Raw genomic sequence first — 14,459 nt, 5'->3', positions numbered from 1 at the left:
TAGATAGGAGCAACCTCATCTTATGAGTTTATTGTCAGTAGAGAACGTGAGTCACAATTTTGGAGATCGCACGTTATTTAAAAATGTATCGTTTCGTTTACTCGCCGGAGAGCGTGTAGGACTTGTTGGTGCCAATGGTGTTGGTAAATCCACATTAATGAACATCCTTACCGGTAAATTGCTTAAAGACAGTGGAAAAGTGGAATGGACACCTAAGGTCCGTTATGGATATCTGGATCAGCACACAAAGCTTACGCCAGGCAAAACGATTCGTGATGTGCTTAAGGATGCTTTCCTTCCGTTGCTTGAATTGGAAAAAGAAATGATGAATATTACGGACCAGATGGCAGATGCAGATCCAGATAAGCTGGAGCAGTTGCTGGAAGAGATGGGCGATATTCAGGAACAACTGGAACAGGGCGACTTTTATCTGATTGACGTAAAAGTTGAAGAGATGGCCAATGGTCTTGGTTTGTCTGCAATTGGTCTTGATCGAGATGTCGCAGCTCTAAGTGGTGGACAGCGCACCAAGGTGCTGCTTGCCAAGCTTCTGCTCGAAAAACCTACAGCTCTGTTACTGGATGAGCCAACCAACTATCTGGATGTAGAGCACATTGAATGGCTGTCGCGTTACCTAAAGGACTACCCGCATGCATTCCTCTTAATTTCCCATGACACGGAATTCATGAATGAAGTCGTAAATGTCATTTATCATTTGGAATTTGCCAAATTAACGAGATATGCAGCGAACTATAACAAGTTCCTGGAGATGGCTGATATGAATAAAGCCCAGCATATTGATGCATACGAGAAACAGCAAGAGTACATCAAGAAACAGGAAGATTTCATTCAGCGTAATAAGGCGCGGGCTTCAACTTCAGGTCGTGCGAAGAGCCGCGAGAAACAGCTGGACAAGATTGAACGTATTGATCGCCCAGATGAAGCGGCTAAACCAACGTTTAAATTCAAGGATGCCCGCGCGAGTAGCAAAACGGTCTTTGAGGGCATTGATTTTGAAATTGGATATACCTATCCTTTGCTGCCCAAAATGACGATGACGATTGAACGTGGTGAGAAAATTGCCATTGTAGGCTGTAATGGTGTGGGTAAATCGACACTGCTGAAAACCATCCTCGGGAAAATATCTCCACTGAGTGGAAAGACCTTTTTGGGAGATTATCTCGAAACGGCCTATTTTGAGCAGGAGGTTCGTGCTGGAAATATCACGCCGATCGAGGATGTCTGGAATGAGTTTTCACATTTGACTCAGAATGAGGTCCGGGGTCATCTCGCTCGCTGCGGATTAAAGAATGAGCACATTACTCGTCCGCTCAACATGCTGAGTGGTGGAGAACAAGCCAAGGTTCGTTTATGCAAACTCCTGATGCGCGAAAGCAACTGGATTTTATTTGATGAGCCGACAAACCATCTGGATGTCACAGCCAAAGCGGAGTTGCAACGTGCCTTGCAAGAATTTAAGGGAACGGTGCTACTGGTATCTCATGAACCTGATTTTTACGAGGGTTGGGTCACCAAAACATGGAATGTCGAAGAATGGTCTGAGAAAAACTAGATGATTTGAGACCATGTTTAACAGAAATGACGGTGACAAAAAAATCCGTCTATGGTAACATAGGCTACAACTTCATATGAACACTAGGGGGGCCGCACGATGCGGCTGAGATGGAAGAATGCGATTCCGGACCCTTTGCACCTGATCTGGATCATACCAGCGTAGGGAAGTGGCGAGCGCGTTTCAGTGAATGACGTGAGCAAACGGCAACTCGAAAAGATTTCAACCGTCTGCTTAGCGAATTGAAACATGCAGTTGCGTGTATAACGTTATGGCTATAGATCTATAGCTGTACTGCACGAAATAAACTGTATGCATCAGTCAGTGATCTGATCCTATAATTCATACGCAGCCACTCCCCTACGGGAGTGGCTTTTTTTGTGTTTTCATAGCATTCACGCATGGAAGGAGAGGGAGGGTACCGCAATTTTTCATGAGCATGTTGACGAATCATTTGAATTGCATGTTGTATCTACGGGTGCAGGAAATCGAGCATCTTTTGTAAAAGCAGCCAAGGACGTTTGGCCATGGGTGGACTATATTCACATACGAGAGAAACAACTTACATGGCAAGACAAGATCGGCTGGGCTGAAAGTCTGCGTAATGTTAATATTCCATCTTGTCGCATCGTTATCAATGGTTCAGAACTGCCTTCACAGAATGATCTCTATGGCGGTGTTCATTGGGGGCAAGATGCGATACGTAAATACAACCCTGCTGTCATAAGCAAAATGCAGCGACTTCGTCTGGGTGTATCTGTTCATTCCATCGATGAGGCAAAAATCGCTGAAGAACAGGGAGCTGATTACCTTTTCTTTGGGCATGTCTTCGCGACCAATAGCAAGCCAGATCTAGAACCAAGAGGATTATATGCTCTTGATGAAGTATGCAGAGGTGTCTCCATTCCTGTCATCGCGATCGGAGGCATAGAGCCGGGAAATATCCAAGCGATTCGCACTACAGGGGCACAGGGAGTCGCCGTGATCTCAAATGTATGGTCGAGCGATTCCCCGGATCGGGCAGCTGCATCACTAAGGCAGGCTATCGTTGCTACAGGAAGTCTAAGCCGGTGAAAGGAGATGAGAGGATGAATGAGATCGTAACGGGTCAGAACAGGAATCATTTCAGTCATCAACTGAACTCTGAAACGGAATCAAGAAGCAAAAGTGTAACTGATAATCCGGATAAGATTCATGCAGAAACGATTATTGTAGGCGGAGGTGTCGTTGGTTGTGCCATTGCGTATGAGCTTGCTTCCCGTGGACAGGATGTTTTGTTGCTGGAGCGTTCCGCGATTGCGGGAGGCACTTCTTGCGCAGCGGCTGGAATGCTTGCGCCAGATAGTGAGGATTTTGCTCATCCTTTGATGGCTAAGCTTGCCAGGCAGAGTAGACAGTTACTTATTGAGCAACAAGGGATAATGGGTACCCTCAGTGGGGTAGATATCGGCCTGCAACGCCATGGATTCTTGACCCCTTTTCGATCATACAGTGAATTAAACCGCTATAAGAACAATCGAAAATCCGGTTTGTCTGCTGATGAGGTGTGGTGGGATCGTTCGGTTGTGCAACAGGAGGCATCGTGGCTTAACAGAGATACATACGGAGCCTACTACAGACCATACGAGAGTGAAATCCTTCCTGTCCATCTAACTAGGGCATATGCGGAATCTGCTCAAGCCATGGGAGCTCGGTTTATAGAGGACATACAGGGTATACGTGTACAAGCAAACGAACACGGCGTGCAGGGGATCACCACATCGATCGGTGAGATAACGTGCAAACATGTCGTTATAGCGGCTGGATTACAGAGTGAAGCATTGATGAGACATGTGAATCTGAGCTTACCTGTGTGGTCGGTAAAAGGAGAAATAGCTGCCGTTCAGTTCTCAGATGAACATGCAGGGTACAGACCTGACAGAACGGTTTATGCAGAGGATGTCTATATTGTTCCCAAAGCCAATGGCGAAGTTTGGCTCGGGGCAACCAGTCTGCCGGGCAGAACGGATTTGAATGTTTCTGTACAGGGTGTTCAGAAGCTGCTAACAGCGGCTACCCACTGGGTACCCGGGATGAAAGAAGCGCAATTTAAGCGAGCGTGGGCAGGTGTAAGACCGGCAACGCCAGATGGGCTGCCTTATATAGGTGCATGCAAGAGTATACCTGGACTGTTCGCTGCCTTTGGGCATTACCGTAATGGTATTTTGCTAAGTGCGATAACAGGCAGGCTTATCGCGGAGTTAATCACTGGCAAAAGCTCAGAAGAACTCGGAATTGAAGTGCTGAATCCAGAGCGTTTGAACAGAAAGGGAGTGGTGCAGTGAATATCATTGTTAATGGACAACGGATGGAGATTGAAGACAGATTAAATCGTGTGGATAAACTGCTCCAATCGTTTGACCTGCAAGTCAAGACTGTAGTTGTCGAGCTGAACAGGCATATCTTAACGCGTGAGTATCACGAGTCAACGGCATTAAGAGAAGGCGATCGAATCGAGATTGTACATTTTGTAGGAGGCGGTTGATGATGTTGAACATTGGTAAATATACGTTTGAGTCCAGATTATTGCTCGGAACAGGCAAGTTTTCGGATTTTGAAGTGCAGAGTCAGGCTGTGGATGCTTCTGGAACGGAAGTTTTAACCTTTGCTGTTCGTCGTCTGAATCTGGAGGAACGTAACCAGAAGCATTTCCTGGATACATTGGATCTGGATAAATACACGCTTCTTCCGAATACCGCCGGGGCTTCCACTGCGGAAGAGGCAGTGCGGATCGCCGAGCTTGCGCGGGCTTCGGGACTTTGTGATATGATAAAAGTCGAAGTCATCGGAGATGGAAAGACATTGCTCCCAGATCCGATTGAAACGTACAAGGCTTGCGAAATTTTGCTTGAAAAGGGCTTCACCGTATTGCCTTATATTTCAGATGATGTCATTCTGGCCAAAAGGCTGCAATTGCTTGGCGTACATGCCGTAATGCCTGGCGCTTCTCCCATCGGAGCAGGTAGAGGCATCATTAATCCCTATAATCTTGAGATCATCATTGAGCAGGCCGTTGTGCCTGTGATTGTGGATGCAGGGTTGCGCTCTCCAAAAGATGCTGCTTATGCCATGGAACTTGGTGCAGATGGTGTATTGTTGAATACAGCAGTATCCGGATCAGGAAATCCGGTGAATATGGCTAGAGCGATGCGAATGGGTGTAGAGGCAGGTAGACTGGCATATGAGGCAGGCATGATTCCTGTGAAGCGTTATGCAGCGGCCAGTAGTCCGGTGGAAGGAATGGTTCATACATGATAGATCAACAACAATCAATTTCCTCCGAGCAGGCCGACCGGTATTCCAGACAGGAAAGGTATGCGCCACTTGGCAAGGAAGGCCAGGACAGATTAAAGGACAGCAGAGTTTTAATTGTAGGCGCTGGCGCACTCGGAACAGGAATTGCCGAAACGTTAGTGCGTTCAGGCGTCGGGCACATAACGATCGTGGATCGTGATTATGTGGAGTGGAGTAATTTGCAGCGGCAACAATTATATGTAGAGCAGGACGCAATTGAACGGATGCCGAAAGCGATGGCTGCGAAAAAACGTTTATCTGCCATTAATTCCACGGTTCATGTGGAAGGAAAGGTATTGGATGTCAGGGTAGATGAACTGGAAGAACTCATTCAGCATGCAGACTTGATCATGGATGCAACGGATAATTTTGATACCCGACTACTCATCAATGATATGGCACAAAAGCATCGTATTCCCTGGATTTATGGTGGATGCGTGGGGAGTTACGGCATCACCTATACGTTTATGCCTGGAGAGACGCCATGTTTAAATTGTTTGCTGGGTGAAGTCCCCCTGGGTGGAGATACCTGTGATACGTCTGGCATCATTCCACAAGCGGTACAAATGGTAACGGCGAATCAGACAGCAGAAGCGATGAAGCTGCTTAGTGGCAATGAGAATGCATTGAGACGCAAGTTGTTGTCATTTGACGTGTGGAGGAACGAATACATATCCATCAATGTGGATGGTGCGAAAAAGCAAGACTGTCCTTCATGCGGTGCTTCGGCAACGTATCCATATCTTTCTGCGTCCAATCTGGAAAAAACCGATGTGTTGTGTGGAAGGGATACCGTTCAGATCCGCCCTGCACGGCGCATGAATTTGAATCTTCAACAAACGGCGGATCGCTTGAGCAGACTTGAAGAAGGAAAAGTGGAATCCAATCCGTTTCTGGTTTCTTTTACAACAGGAGCTCATAGAATGGTCGTATTCCAGGATGGACGTGTTCTCGTGCACGGAACAAAAGATACAGCTGAAGCGCGTACTCTCGTTCATCGTTACTTTGGTTAAAGCAAGAAAGAAACAAAGTCTGTTCCCTTGAGGGAATGGACTTTTTCATTTTACGGCATGCTAACTGTACCAACCACTGCTACGAGCGGCGGGGATAGAGACAGGCCGGGTGAAAAACAGTGAAAACAGCCATTTTGCTGATTGGAGCAGGAGAGCAGGTTAGCCTTATTTACGACGTTTTATGTGCTGAAGGGTATGAGGTGCAACGAATGGAGTGTTCTGAACTAAACCAATCCGTCAAGCCTTCGTTGCAGCATATTAACCTGATCATCCTGGTAGACCGGGAAGAGGAGCATGCACACCTTAACCAGGATCAGAAATCAGAGTTGAAACGTTGGATAGAGAGCGGACAGGTGATCCCTCTGCTGGTTATTACTTCAAATGCATCTCCTCAGGTCATCGTGGAATGGCTGGATTACGGAGCTAATGACGTGATGGAGGAGCCCATTCACTTGACCGTGATGCTAGCCAGAATACGAAATCTATTGCGTGTTTTTGCGAATGCAACGCAGGAGAGTGAAGAAGTGATTGTAGTTCATGATCTTAAAGTGAATTTACGTTCAAGGCGGGTAAATCGTGCGGGTGAGTACCTAACATTAACGCCAAAAGAGTACGAATTGCTGGAATTTCTGGCGTTGCATGTGAATGAAGCATGTACCCGGAGTGATATTTTAAGGGAAGTGTGGGGGTATGAGTATGCCATGGATACGAACGTTGTGGACGTGTATATCAAACATCTGAGGGTTAAGGTAGATAAGGGAAGAAGTGTGAAGCTGATTCATACTGTGCGTGGGATCGGCTATATGCTTCATGATAAAATTTAGAAATTTCAACCATTCCATGAATCTCCAGTTTAAAGTGTGGTGAAAAAAGGGTAAAAGAAAAGACCGGATCATATTATCCGGCCCTTACTGATTAAATATGAACTATAAACGGTTCTAGAGTACACGACGAGCTTTAACGTAAGTTCTTTTCCAAGTACCGGAGTTCAGATCCGAGATCGTTACGCCTGGAGATCCATACGTATGCAGAATCTTTCCGTCACCTGCATATACGCCTACATGAGTAACGTTGGAGCCTGTAGAACGGCTACCGCTGGAGAAAAATACAAGATCACCAACACGCAGATTAGCTTTGGATACAGCTTTACCTTCTTTAGATTGTTTCACGGAAGTGCGTGGCAAGTCTACACCATACTTTTTGAAAATATATTTCATAAAGGAAGAGCAATCAAAAACTCTGGTTGTTGTTGTTGAAGCACCAAATTCATATGGAGTTCCAGTGAATTTTTTACCATAGTTAACAATTTGTTGACCTGTGGACACAGATGCAGTTGCTGCCTGTGCGACAGGGGCGTTAGTCATTAATACAGCTCCAAAACCTAGTGTAGCGCACAACCCGACGGTTACGGCCTTTTGGACAAAGATGTTTGTTTTCATATTAGTTAGTACCTCCAAAATTCGTTTTCGTTAAGTTGCTAGAGCGAGTATAACAGCTTTGTAACAGCCTAGAAATTGGATGGGCATGTGTAATCCCTTGCGCCACAATGGTTTGGGTATGTTTATTAAAATATAATTAAAAATGTCAAAAAATTAATCATTGACGAATAATAAATAAAGATGAAATAGAAAAGACCCTTGAATCTCAAGGGTCTTTGTTGTGTATGAATCTATTTTATGATCGAAATCATTGGTTACAAAAACGTAATAATTAAAATGCCATGCGGATACATTTAATCTTTGCTTTGAATGATTAGTAGTAGGCCGCTATCGATAGTGACGGTACCTGAAGCGCCTAGAAGTTGGTTGCTTATGCCAAGGGATTGGCCCATGCGAATAGTCGCTTGATTCAGCGGATACATGAAACCTTCCAGTGTTATTCCTGTAACTTCATGAGTTAAGGGGAGTAAAGAAACATATTTATAGTCACGGTGTTCAACTACAGCTTTGGAAGTTGTCAGAGTCATATAGTTATGCTTGTCCTGAATTACACATGAGATATGATGCTGCATTGCACGAACCATAATATGTACATTAGCGAGTGTATGATCCATCCGAGTACCTGTAGCGCCTAACATCAGAATGTGAGAAGGTTCGTGATCTAACGCTGTTTCAAAAGCCATTTCCGTATCGGTAAGATCTTTATGAACAGGGTCGCATGTAATGAACTTTGTGCTGTTGTTACTAACAATTATACGTTGCTCTTCGGAGATAGAGTCGAAATCACCAACTGCAATATGAGGCTGAACGCCGTGTTCAATTAAAAATAATGCGCCGCGATCAGCCGCAATGATCATGTCATCATCACGTATTTCCTGAAGTAATTCCGGAGATAGATTTCCGCCTGTAAATATAACAATCCGTTTCACCGTCATTTTATTTCATCCTTCCTAGTTCAAAGAAAAATAGTTCGTTGTTCAGATATGTTGTAGGAAACTGTACAAATATATTCACCAAACCAGTATAATCCACAAAATGTGGTTGCACAATTTCAGTGCTCGCGGATACAATGGGTAGAGCGACATGGAGATGACTTGAAAAGTGAGGTTTGAACAGGTTGGACTTACACATTTTTGAAGTATTCAGTATTATAGGCACCATCGCATTTGCAATGTCCGGTGCTTTCGTGGCAATGGAAGAGGAGTATGACATTTTGGGTGTACTTGTGCTGGGACTTGTCACGGCATTCGGAGGCGGAATTATTCGGAATGTACTTATAGGTATACCTGTAACTACACTCTGGAGCCAGGGATCACTAATTATGTTGGCCTTAGTATCTGTAGCGATTGCGTTTATATTACCTCTTAAGTGGATTAGTCACTGGAAGCGAACAGAGGCGTTGTTTGATGCAATCGGACTTGCAGCATTTGCAATCCAAGGTGCACTGTACGCTGCAAACATGGGACATCCTATTAGCGCAGTTATTGTAGCGGCTGTAATGACAGGGATTGGCGGGGGCGTTATTCGTGATGTGCTTGCAGGGCGCAAGCCGCTTGTATTGCGAGATGAAATCTATGCTGTATGGGCAATGACAGCCGGTTTTGTCATAGGTATGGGCTGGTTAACAACGAATGCCGGATTATTGTTATGTTTCGCGGCTGTTGTGTTTTTCCGAATGTGTTCTGTACATTATAAATGGAAACTGCCACGCCGTTCGCTGGTGCCATCCGAGACGGGAAACATCGGTCCTCAGCCGGAAAGCATTGTAACACAGCCAACATCGTCGGTACTTCAAGGTACGTTAAGCAAGGGGGATTAATATGATTCACGTTTTATTTGTATGTCTGGGCAATATATGTAGATCACCTATGGCTGAAGCAGTTCTTCGCCACAAAGTCCTGGAGAATGGGCTTGAACAACAGATTCGTGTGGACTCAGCGGGTACGGGGAACTGGCACGTTGGTAAACCTCCGCATGAAGGGACTCGAAAATTGCTGGATTCATACCAGATTTCTTATGCCAACATGGCAGCGAGACAATTCGCCAGCGAAGACTTTGATCAATTTGATTATATTGTGTGTATGGATAATTCGAATGCAGATAATGTACGCAACGTTCCAGGCGGAGCTGAGGCGGAAATCATCAAGTTTATGGACATGCTTCCGGAGGAAAAACTCAGGGAAGTACCTGACCCGTACTACACTGGCAATTTTGAAGAGGTGTACGAGTTGGTTAGCGCAGGCTGCGACGTTCTGTTGAGTAAGATTAAAAAGGAACATTCCATAGCCTAGTAACTAAACGTGAACTGATATTTCACTTGTAATCGGACAAAGAAGCAGGAGTGGGCATTTAACCAGGCAGGGAATCCTGCTTCTTTTTAGATTACAATTGTAAGCGGTATCATTATGGCGCAAAACAAAAGCGGCATTTCAGCCGCCTGTTGAAGTGATCCAATTTATTTTTATCTTTCCTGAAGAAAATATAACAATGCATCTGGCAATTCATTCTGCCAAAAACCCCATTGGTGGTTCCCGTCTTTCTCCTGATAGGAGACGAGAGCGCCACGTTTTTCCAGCAAATCACGCGTATCCCGGTTTAATTGAACGAAATTATATGTACCTGTGTCTGCCTTGAATGCAGTTTCCTGCAAACCAACGATCATCCAGATCGAGAGCCAGGACAGATCTTCGGCTGCAGCATAGATTTCTTGAGAAGCAGAATAGAAGGCACCGGACATGCTGATTACACGTGTGAACAGATCCGGATATAACAGAGCAAGATGAAGCGAAACACTGCCACCTAGCGAGTCTCCGGCAAGAATACGTTCCTGCGGAGAACGGCGCACAGGATATTTCTCTTCTATATAGGGAATAATCTCTTCAGCGAAGCAAGCGGTATATGCCTTGAACCGATCTCCGAATGGAGCATATTCCTGCGTTCTTACAGACACATCGACCTGAACACCTACAATAATGAAAGGTTCAGCTCCTTCGTCCAAAATAATTCGGTTAGCTGTTGTGGCAATTCGACCGAAATTGAAAAACTCTTCACCATCCTGACAATATACGACAGGGTAGCTAAGTAATTCGTTATAGCCCGGAGGAAGATAAATACGGAGCGTTCGCTTCTCTCCGAGATAGCGACTTTCAATCTCTTCCTTCACAATCGTGCGTTTCAAATAGCGGGAATCCGTCATAAAACGTCACCTTTCTCGGTTAATTTTTTGCATTCGACCGCGCAATACGGTAAGATTACCCTTGTGCGGGGTTAGGTCAAACACGCAATCATGTATTATGCTGTTATACCAATATTAAGCCCCTGTTATACATACAATCCGACAGGAAACATAAAAAAATTACGGATTTCTTTGACGTATGGAGTGAAACAGGTGTATAATAATATTATAACAGCGGAACTTGATATTCAAATTTTTTGTTGAGGTGAAGAAAAAAATGAGCAAGGTTCCTTATGAAGTGTATACAGAGGATGTAGAAGCTCTGTCCGTGCTGTCTCCTGACGGCGAAATTGTTAACAAAGACATGATGCCTACACTTTCCGATGATCAATTAAAAGAAATTATGTACCGCATGGTATTTACCCGTACTTGGGATGACCGTGCAGTAAACCTAGGCCGTCAAGGTCGTCTTGGTTTCTATGCTCCAGTATCTGGTCAAGAAGCTACAATGGTTGGTAGTGAATTTGCAATTGAAAAAGAAGACTTTGTATGTCCTGGCTATCGTGACATTCCGCAACTCGTATGGCATGGACTTCCTCTTTATCAAGCATTCTTGTACTCCCGTGGACACCAACATGGTGGACAAATTCCAGATGGCGTTAATGTATTGATGCCACAAATCATCATTGGTGCACAAATTCTGCATGCAATGGGTATCGCTATGGGTTACAAATTGAAGAAACAAAAACAAGTTGTTATCACGTACACAGGTGATGGCGGTTCTTCTGAAGGTGACTTCTATGAAGGTCTGAACTACGCTGGTGTATACAAACTGCCTGTAATTTTCTTCGTACAAAACAATGGTTATGCCATCACAACTCCTTTTGCTAAACAAACAGCAGCTCTGTCCATCGCTCACAAAGCGGTAGCAGCAGGGATCAAAGGTGTTAAAGTTGATGGTATGGACATCTTCGCTGTTATCAAAGCTGTTCAGGAAGCTGCTGAACGCGGACGTAACGGAGAAGGCGCAACATTGATCGAAGCAGTAACATACCGTTTCCGCCCTCACTCCCTTTCGGATGATGCTTCCAAGTATCGTACAAAAGAAGAAGAGGCTGAATGGTCTGCTAAAGATCCTATCGCACGTTTCGCTAAATATCTGGAGAAAAAAGGTCTTTGGACTGAAGAAGATACAGCACGTGTGAAAGAAGAAGCAAAAGCTAAAGTAAATGAAGAAATCAAAAAAGCGGAAAAAACCGAGAAAATGACGATTTCGGGCTTGATCGACAGCATGTTCGAACAAACGCCTAAGCACTTGGAAGAGCAAAAAGCTGATTTCCAATAAGTTTTTTCCGATAAAGCATAAACATCCGCGACTTTAATGTCCCGGTATACATGTACGAATTCAAATGTGAACTGTCAATGTTTAAGGAGGAAATGAAGCAAATGGCACAAATGAACATGAAAGAAGCAATCCGTGATGCGCTTCGCGTGGAGTTGAAACGTGATCCTAACGTTCTGCTTTTCGGTGAAGACGTAGGTAATGTAGGCGGCGTTTTCCGTGTAACGGAAGGTCTGCAAAAAGAGTTTGGCGAAGAGCGTGTGTTTGATACACCACTGGCGGAGTCCGCTATTGGCGGTTTGGCTGTAGGTCTGGGTGTGCAAGGCTTCCGTCCGGTTGCTGAGATCCAATTCGTTGGTTTTATCTTCGAAGCCCTTGACCAAATGGTAGTGCAAGCTGCTCGTATGCGTTTCCGCTCCGGTGGAAAATACAATTCTCCAATCGTATTCCGTACACCATTCGGTGGCGGTGTAAAAGCGGCAGAATTGCATACAGATTCCCTGGAAGGTCTGCTCACGCAAACACCAGGTATCAAAGTAGTTGTTCCTTCTAACCCATACGATGCAAAAGGTTTGATGATCGCTTCTATTCGCGATAATGACCCTGTATTCTTCATGGAGCACTTGAACCTGTACCATGCTTTCCGTGCAGAAGTTCCTGAAGAAGACTACGTTGTTGAATTGGGTAAAGCGAACGTTGTTCGTGAAGGTTCCGATGTAACGATCATCACTTACGGTATGATGGTTCATACTTCTGTGAAAGCAGCAGAGGAACTCGAAAAACAAGGTATCAACGTTGAAGTTATCGACCTTCGTACGGTTAGCCCGATCGACATCGATACCATCGTTGCTTCTATTAAGAAAACAAACCGTGCAATTGTTGTACAGGAAGCTCAAAAGAGCGCAGGTGTTGCAGCTGAAGTTATTGCCCAAATCAATGAAAAAGCAATCCTGCACTTGGAAGCACCGGTTCTGCGTGTAGCTGGTCCGGATACTGTATATCCTTTTGCACAAATCGAAGATACATGGCTGCCTAACCCGGCACGTATCGTTGCTGCGGTTAACAAAGTCGTGAATTTCTAATCTAATCATCTGACATGCCGCAAGGCGCAGTATGGTGATTCACACCGCAGCGCAGGCTGCACTGTAAACAGCCATTAGCCCCTTGAGTAACAGTTATTTGCATTAGCAGTAACAGTTGGTTCTTGGAGTTAAGGGTTGTTTTCAGGATTGAGCACATAATCAAGGAGGTTTTTCAGTTGGCTAAATTTGAATATAAATTCCCTGAACTAGGCGAAGGCCTTCACGAAGGCGAAATCATCAAGATGCACATCAAAGTCGGGGACAAAGTAACTGACGATGATATCATCATGGAAGTACAGAACGACAAAGCGGTAGTTGAAGTACCTTGTCCGGTTAACGGAACAGTGACTGAAGTATTCGCTAAAGACGGTCAAGTCTGCCACGTTGGTGAAGTTGTTGCCATCATTGATGCAGAAGGTGAAATTCCTGAGCAAGAAGACGCTCCTGCTGGCGATCAAGGCGAGCAAGAGAAAGATGCAGCTCAAGGCGGAGCTGATACTAGCGGTTCTTCTGCAGCAGCTTCCAGCTCGGATTCAGCTAAAGAAGGCGGAAACAACAGCGTTCCGGCAGTACCTGCCAAAGACGTTCTGGCAACGCCAAGCGTGCGCAAATTTGCTCGCGAACAAGGTGTAGACATCGCTCAGGTTAACGGTACTGGCAACAACGGTAAAGTAACCAAAGAAGATGTTGAATCCTTCAAAAACGGTGGCGGTTCTTCCGCAGCGGCATCTTCCGAAGCTCCGGCTCAAGAAGAGAAAAAATCCGCAGCACCAGCAGCGGCTGCAGGTGAACAATACCTTGAAGAAGAGCGCGTACCATTCAAAGGTATCCGTAAAGCGATCTCTAACGCAATGGTTAAATCGGCTTACACAGCACCTCACGTTACAATCATGGACGAAGTGGACGTAACTGAATTGGTTGCTTTCCGTACTCGTATGAAACCTATTGCAGAGAAAAAAGGAACAAAAGTTACTTATCTGCCATTCATCGTTAAAGCACTGGTTGCGGCTTCCCGCCAATTCCCTGCTCTGAACGCTATGATTGATGAAGAAGCTAACGAAATTGTCTACAAAAAATACTACAACATCGGTATCGCAACAGATACAGACAACGGCTTGATCGTTCCTGTTATCAAAGATGCTGATCGCAAATCCATCTGGATGATCGCTGATTCAATCCGTGATCTGGCAGCTCGTGGACGTGACGGCAAATTGAGCGCGAATGAAATGAGAGGAAGCACAATCTCCATCAGTAACATCGGTTCTGCTGGCGGTATGTTCTTCACTCCAATCATTAACTTCCCTGAAGTTGCTATTCTCGGAACAGGACGCATCAGCGAAAAAGCAGTGATCAAAAACGGCGAAGTAGTTGCAGCACCTGTAATGGCTCTTTCCCTGAGCTTTGACCACCGTATCATCGATGGCGCAACAGCACAAAACTTTATGAATTACATTAAACAGCTGCTCGCTAACCCTGAGCTGCTTGTTATGGAGGTGTAAGAT

General features: G+C 45.0%; 15 protein-coding genes and 1 riboswitch. Of the genes, 12 read left to right on the top strand and 3 right to left on the bottom strand.

Annotated elements, in window-relative coordinates:
* The first annotated feature begins 22 nt into the window (after window positions 1–22).
* The 7 genes from NLBNIHML_RS04790 to NLBNIHML_RS04760 all read left to right on the top strand — a co-directional run bounded on the left by NLBNIHML_RS04790 (window position 23) and on the right by NLBNIHML_RS04760 (window position 6,743).
* Window positions 23–1,573, top strand: coding sequence for an ABC-F family ATP-binding cassette domain-containing protein (locus tag NLBNIHML_RS04790; RefSeq protein ID WP_062834886.1), 1,551 nt, complete (start codon window positions 23–25; stop codon window positions 1,571–1,573).
* 75 nt (window positions 1,574–1,648) lie between these two features.
* A riboswitch (TPP riboswitch) is annotated at window positions 1,649–1,758 on the top strand.
* Between the two features lie 193 nt (window positions 1,759–1,951).
* Window positions 1,952–2,647 carry a thiamine phosphate synthase gene (locus tag NLBNIHML_RS04785; protein WP_494353892.1) on the top strand — a complete coding sequence of 232 codons (696 nt, stop codon included), beginning with the start codon at window positions 1,952–1,954 and terminating at the stop codon, window positions 2,645–2,647.
* Between the two features lie 14 nt (window positions 2,648–2,661).
* Window positions 2,662–3,897 carry a glycine oxidase ThiO gene (gene thiO / locus NLBNIHML_RS04780; protein ID WP_494353891.1) on the top strand — a complete coding sequence of 412 codons (1,236 nt, stop codon included), beginning with the start codon at window positions 2,662–2,664 and terminating at the stop codon, window positions 3,895–3,897.
* Entirely contained in the window at window positions 3,894–4,097 is a 204-nt protein-coding gene (gene thiS, locus NLBNIHML_RS04775) for a sulfur carrier protein ThiS (RefSeq protein WP_339255841.1), read from the top strand. Before thiO ends, thiS begins: the two co-directional genes overlap by 4 nt.
* A gap of 2 nt (window positions 4,098–4,099) precedes the next feature.
* Window positions 4,100–4,867: a thiazole synthase gene (locus tag NLBNIHML_RS04770; RefSeq protein ID WP_494354672.1), complete on the top strand. Its 768-nt coding sequence runs from the start codon at window positions 4,100–4,102 to the stop codon at window positions 4,865–4,867.
* The gene (locus NLBNIHML_RS04765; protein WP_494353890.1) at window positions 4,864–5,919 is read left to right on the top strand and encodes a MoeB/ThiF family adenylyltransferase; all 1,056 of its coding nucleotides are present in this window, start codon (window positions 4,864–4,866) and stop codon (window positions 5,917–5,919) included. Before NLBNIHML_RS04770 ends, NLBNIHML_RS04765 begins: the two co-directional genes overlap by 4 nt.
* A gap of 119 nt (window positions 5,920–6,038) precedes the next feature.
* Entirely contained in the window at window positions 6,039–6,743 is a 705-nt protein-coding gene (locus NLBNIHML_RS04760) for a winged helix-turn-helix domain-containing protein (protein WP_494353889.1), read from the top strand.
* Between the two features lie 114 nt (window positions 6,744–6,857).
* Here the strand turns inward: NLBNIHML_RS04760 and NLBNIHML_RS04755 are convergent, their stop codons facing one another.
* Window positions 6,858–7,358, bottom strand: a complete 501-nt coding sequence (locus NLBNIHML_RS04755) for a C40 family peptidase (RefSeq protein WP_339234482.1) — start codon at window positions 7,356–7,358, stop codon at window positions 6,858–6,860.
* A gap of 293 nt (window positions 7,359–7,651) precedes the next feature.
* Entirely contained in the window at window positions 7,652–8,293 is a 642-nt protein-coding gene (locus NLBNIHML_RS04750) for a thiamine diphosphokinase (RefSeq protein WP_339234479.1), read from the bottom strand.
* Window positions 8,294–8,475: 182 nt separating this feature from the next.
* Between NLBNIHML_RS04750 and NLBNIHML_RS04745 the strand changes: the two genes are divergently transcribed.
* Window positions 8,476–9,177 (top strand): trimeric intracellular cation channel family protein, encoded by a 702-nt coding sequence (locus tag NLBNIHML_RS04745; protein ID WP_339255833.1) that lies wholly within the window; start codon window positions 8,476–8,478, stop codon window positions 9,175–9,177.
* 1 nt (window position 9,178) lies between these two features.
* The gene (locus NLBNIHML_RS04740) at window positions 9,179–9,649 is read left to right on the top strand and encodes a low molecular weight protein-tyrosine-phosphatase (protein WP_494353888.1); all 471 of its coding nucleotides are present in this window, start codon (window positions 9,179–9,181) and stop codon (window positions 9,647–9,649) included.
* A gap of 170 nt (window positions 9,650–9,819) precedes the next feature.
* Here the strand turns inward: NLBNIHML_RS04740 and NLBNIHML_RS04735 are convergent, their stop codons facing one another.
* Entirely contained in the window at window positions 9,820–10,554 is a 735-nt protein-coding gene (locus NLBNIHML_RS04735) for an alpha/beta hydrolase (protein WP_253437164.1), read from the bottom strand.
* A gap of 256 nt (window positions 10,555–10,810) precedes the next feature.
* Here NLBNIHML_RS04735 and pdhA point away from each other — a divergent pair, with 256 nt between their 5' ends.
* The 3 genes from pdhA (at window position 10,811) to NLBNIHML_RS04720 (ending at window position 14,456) form a co-directional block, all read left to right on the top strand.
* Window positions 10,811–11,878: a pyruvate dehydrogenase (acetyl-transferring) E1 component subunit alpha gene (gene pdhA / locus NLBNIHML_RS04730; RefSeq protein WP_017688072.1), complete on the top strand. Its 1,068-nt coding sequence runs from the start codon at window positions 10,811–10,813 to the stop codon at window positions 11,876–11,878.
* 101 nt (window positions 11,879–11,979) lie between these two features.
* Window positions 11,980–12,957, top strand: a complete 978-nt coding sequence (locus NLBNIHML_RS04725; RefSeq protein ID WP_339234470.1) for an alpha-ketoacid dehydrogenase subunit beta — start codon at window positions 11,980–11,982, stop codon at window positions 12,955–12,957.
* Window positions 12,958–13,133: 176 nt separating this feature from the next.
* Window positions 13,134–14,456, top strand: a complete 1,323-nt coding sequence (locus tag NLBNIHML_RS04720; protein WP_339234468.1) for a dihydrolipoamide acetyltransferase family protein — start codon at window positions 13,134–13,136, stop codon at window positions 14,454–14,456.
* Window positions 14,457–14,459: the final 3 nt, after the last annotated feature.

The sequence above is a fragment of the Paenibacillus sp. JNU01 genome (genome assembly GCF_059130585.1).
This window is presented reverse-complemented; position numbering and strand designations above follow the sequence as displayed.

Excerpts from the sequence above, each read along its gene's own strand:
- NLBNIHML_RS04765 (WP_494353890.1), top strand. The coding sequence starts at position 4,864 with ATGATAGATCAACAACAATCAATTTCCTCCGAGCAGGCCGACCGGTAT.
- NLBNIHML_RS04770 (WP_494354672.1), top strand. The coding sequence starts at position 4,100 with ATGTTGAACATTGGTAAATATACGTTTGAGTCCAGATTATTGCTCGGA.
- pdhA (WP_017688072.1), top strand. The coding sequence starts at position 10,811 with ATGAGCAAGGTTCCTTATGAAGTGTATACAGAGGATGTAGAAGCTCTG.
- NLBNIHML_RS04755 (WP_339234482.1), bottom strand. The coding sequence starts at position 7,358 with ATGAAAACAAACATCTTTGTCCAAAAGGCCGTAACCGTCGGGTTGTGC.
- thiO (WP_494353891.1), top strand. The coding sequence starts at position 2,662 with ATGAATGAGATCGTAACGGGTCAGAACAGGAATCATTTCAGTCATCAA.
- NLBNIHML_RS04790 (WP_062834886.1), top strand. The coding sequence starts at position 23 with ATGAGTTTATTGTCAGTAGAGAACGTGAGTCACAATTTTGGAGATCGC.
- NLBNIHML_RS04750 (WP_339234479.1), bottom strand. The coding sequence starts at position 8,293 with ATGACGGTGAAACGGATTGTTATATTTACAGGCGGAAATCTATCTCCG.
- NLBNIHML_RS04740 (WP_494353888.1), top strand. The coding sequence starts at position 9,179 with ATGATTCACGTTTTATTTGTATGTCTGGGCAATATATGTAGATCACCT.
- NLBNIHML_RS04725 (WP_339234470.1), top strand. The coding sequence starts at position 11,980 with ATGGCACAAATGAACATGAAAGAAGCAATCCGTGATGCGCTTCGCGTG.
- NLBNIHML_RS04735 (WP_253437164.1), bottom strand. The coding sequence starts at position 10,554 with ATGACGGATTCCCGCTATTTGAAACGCACGATTGTGAAGGAAGAGATT.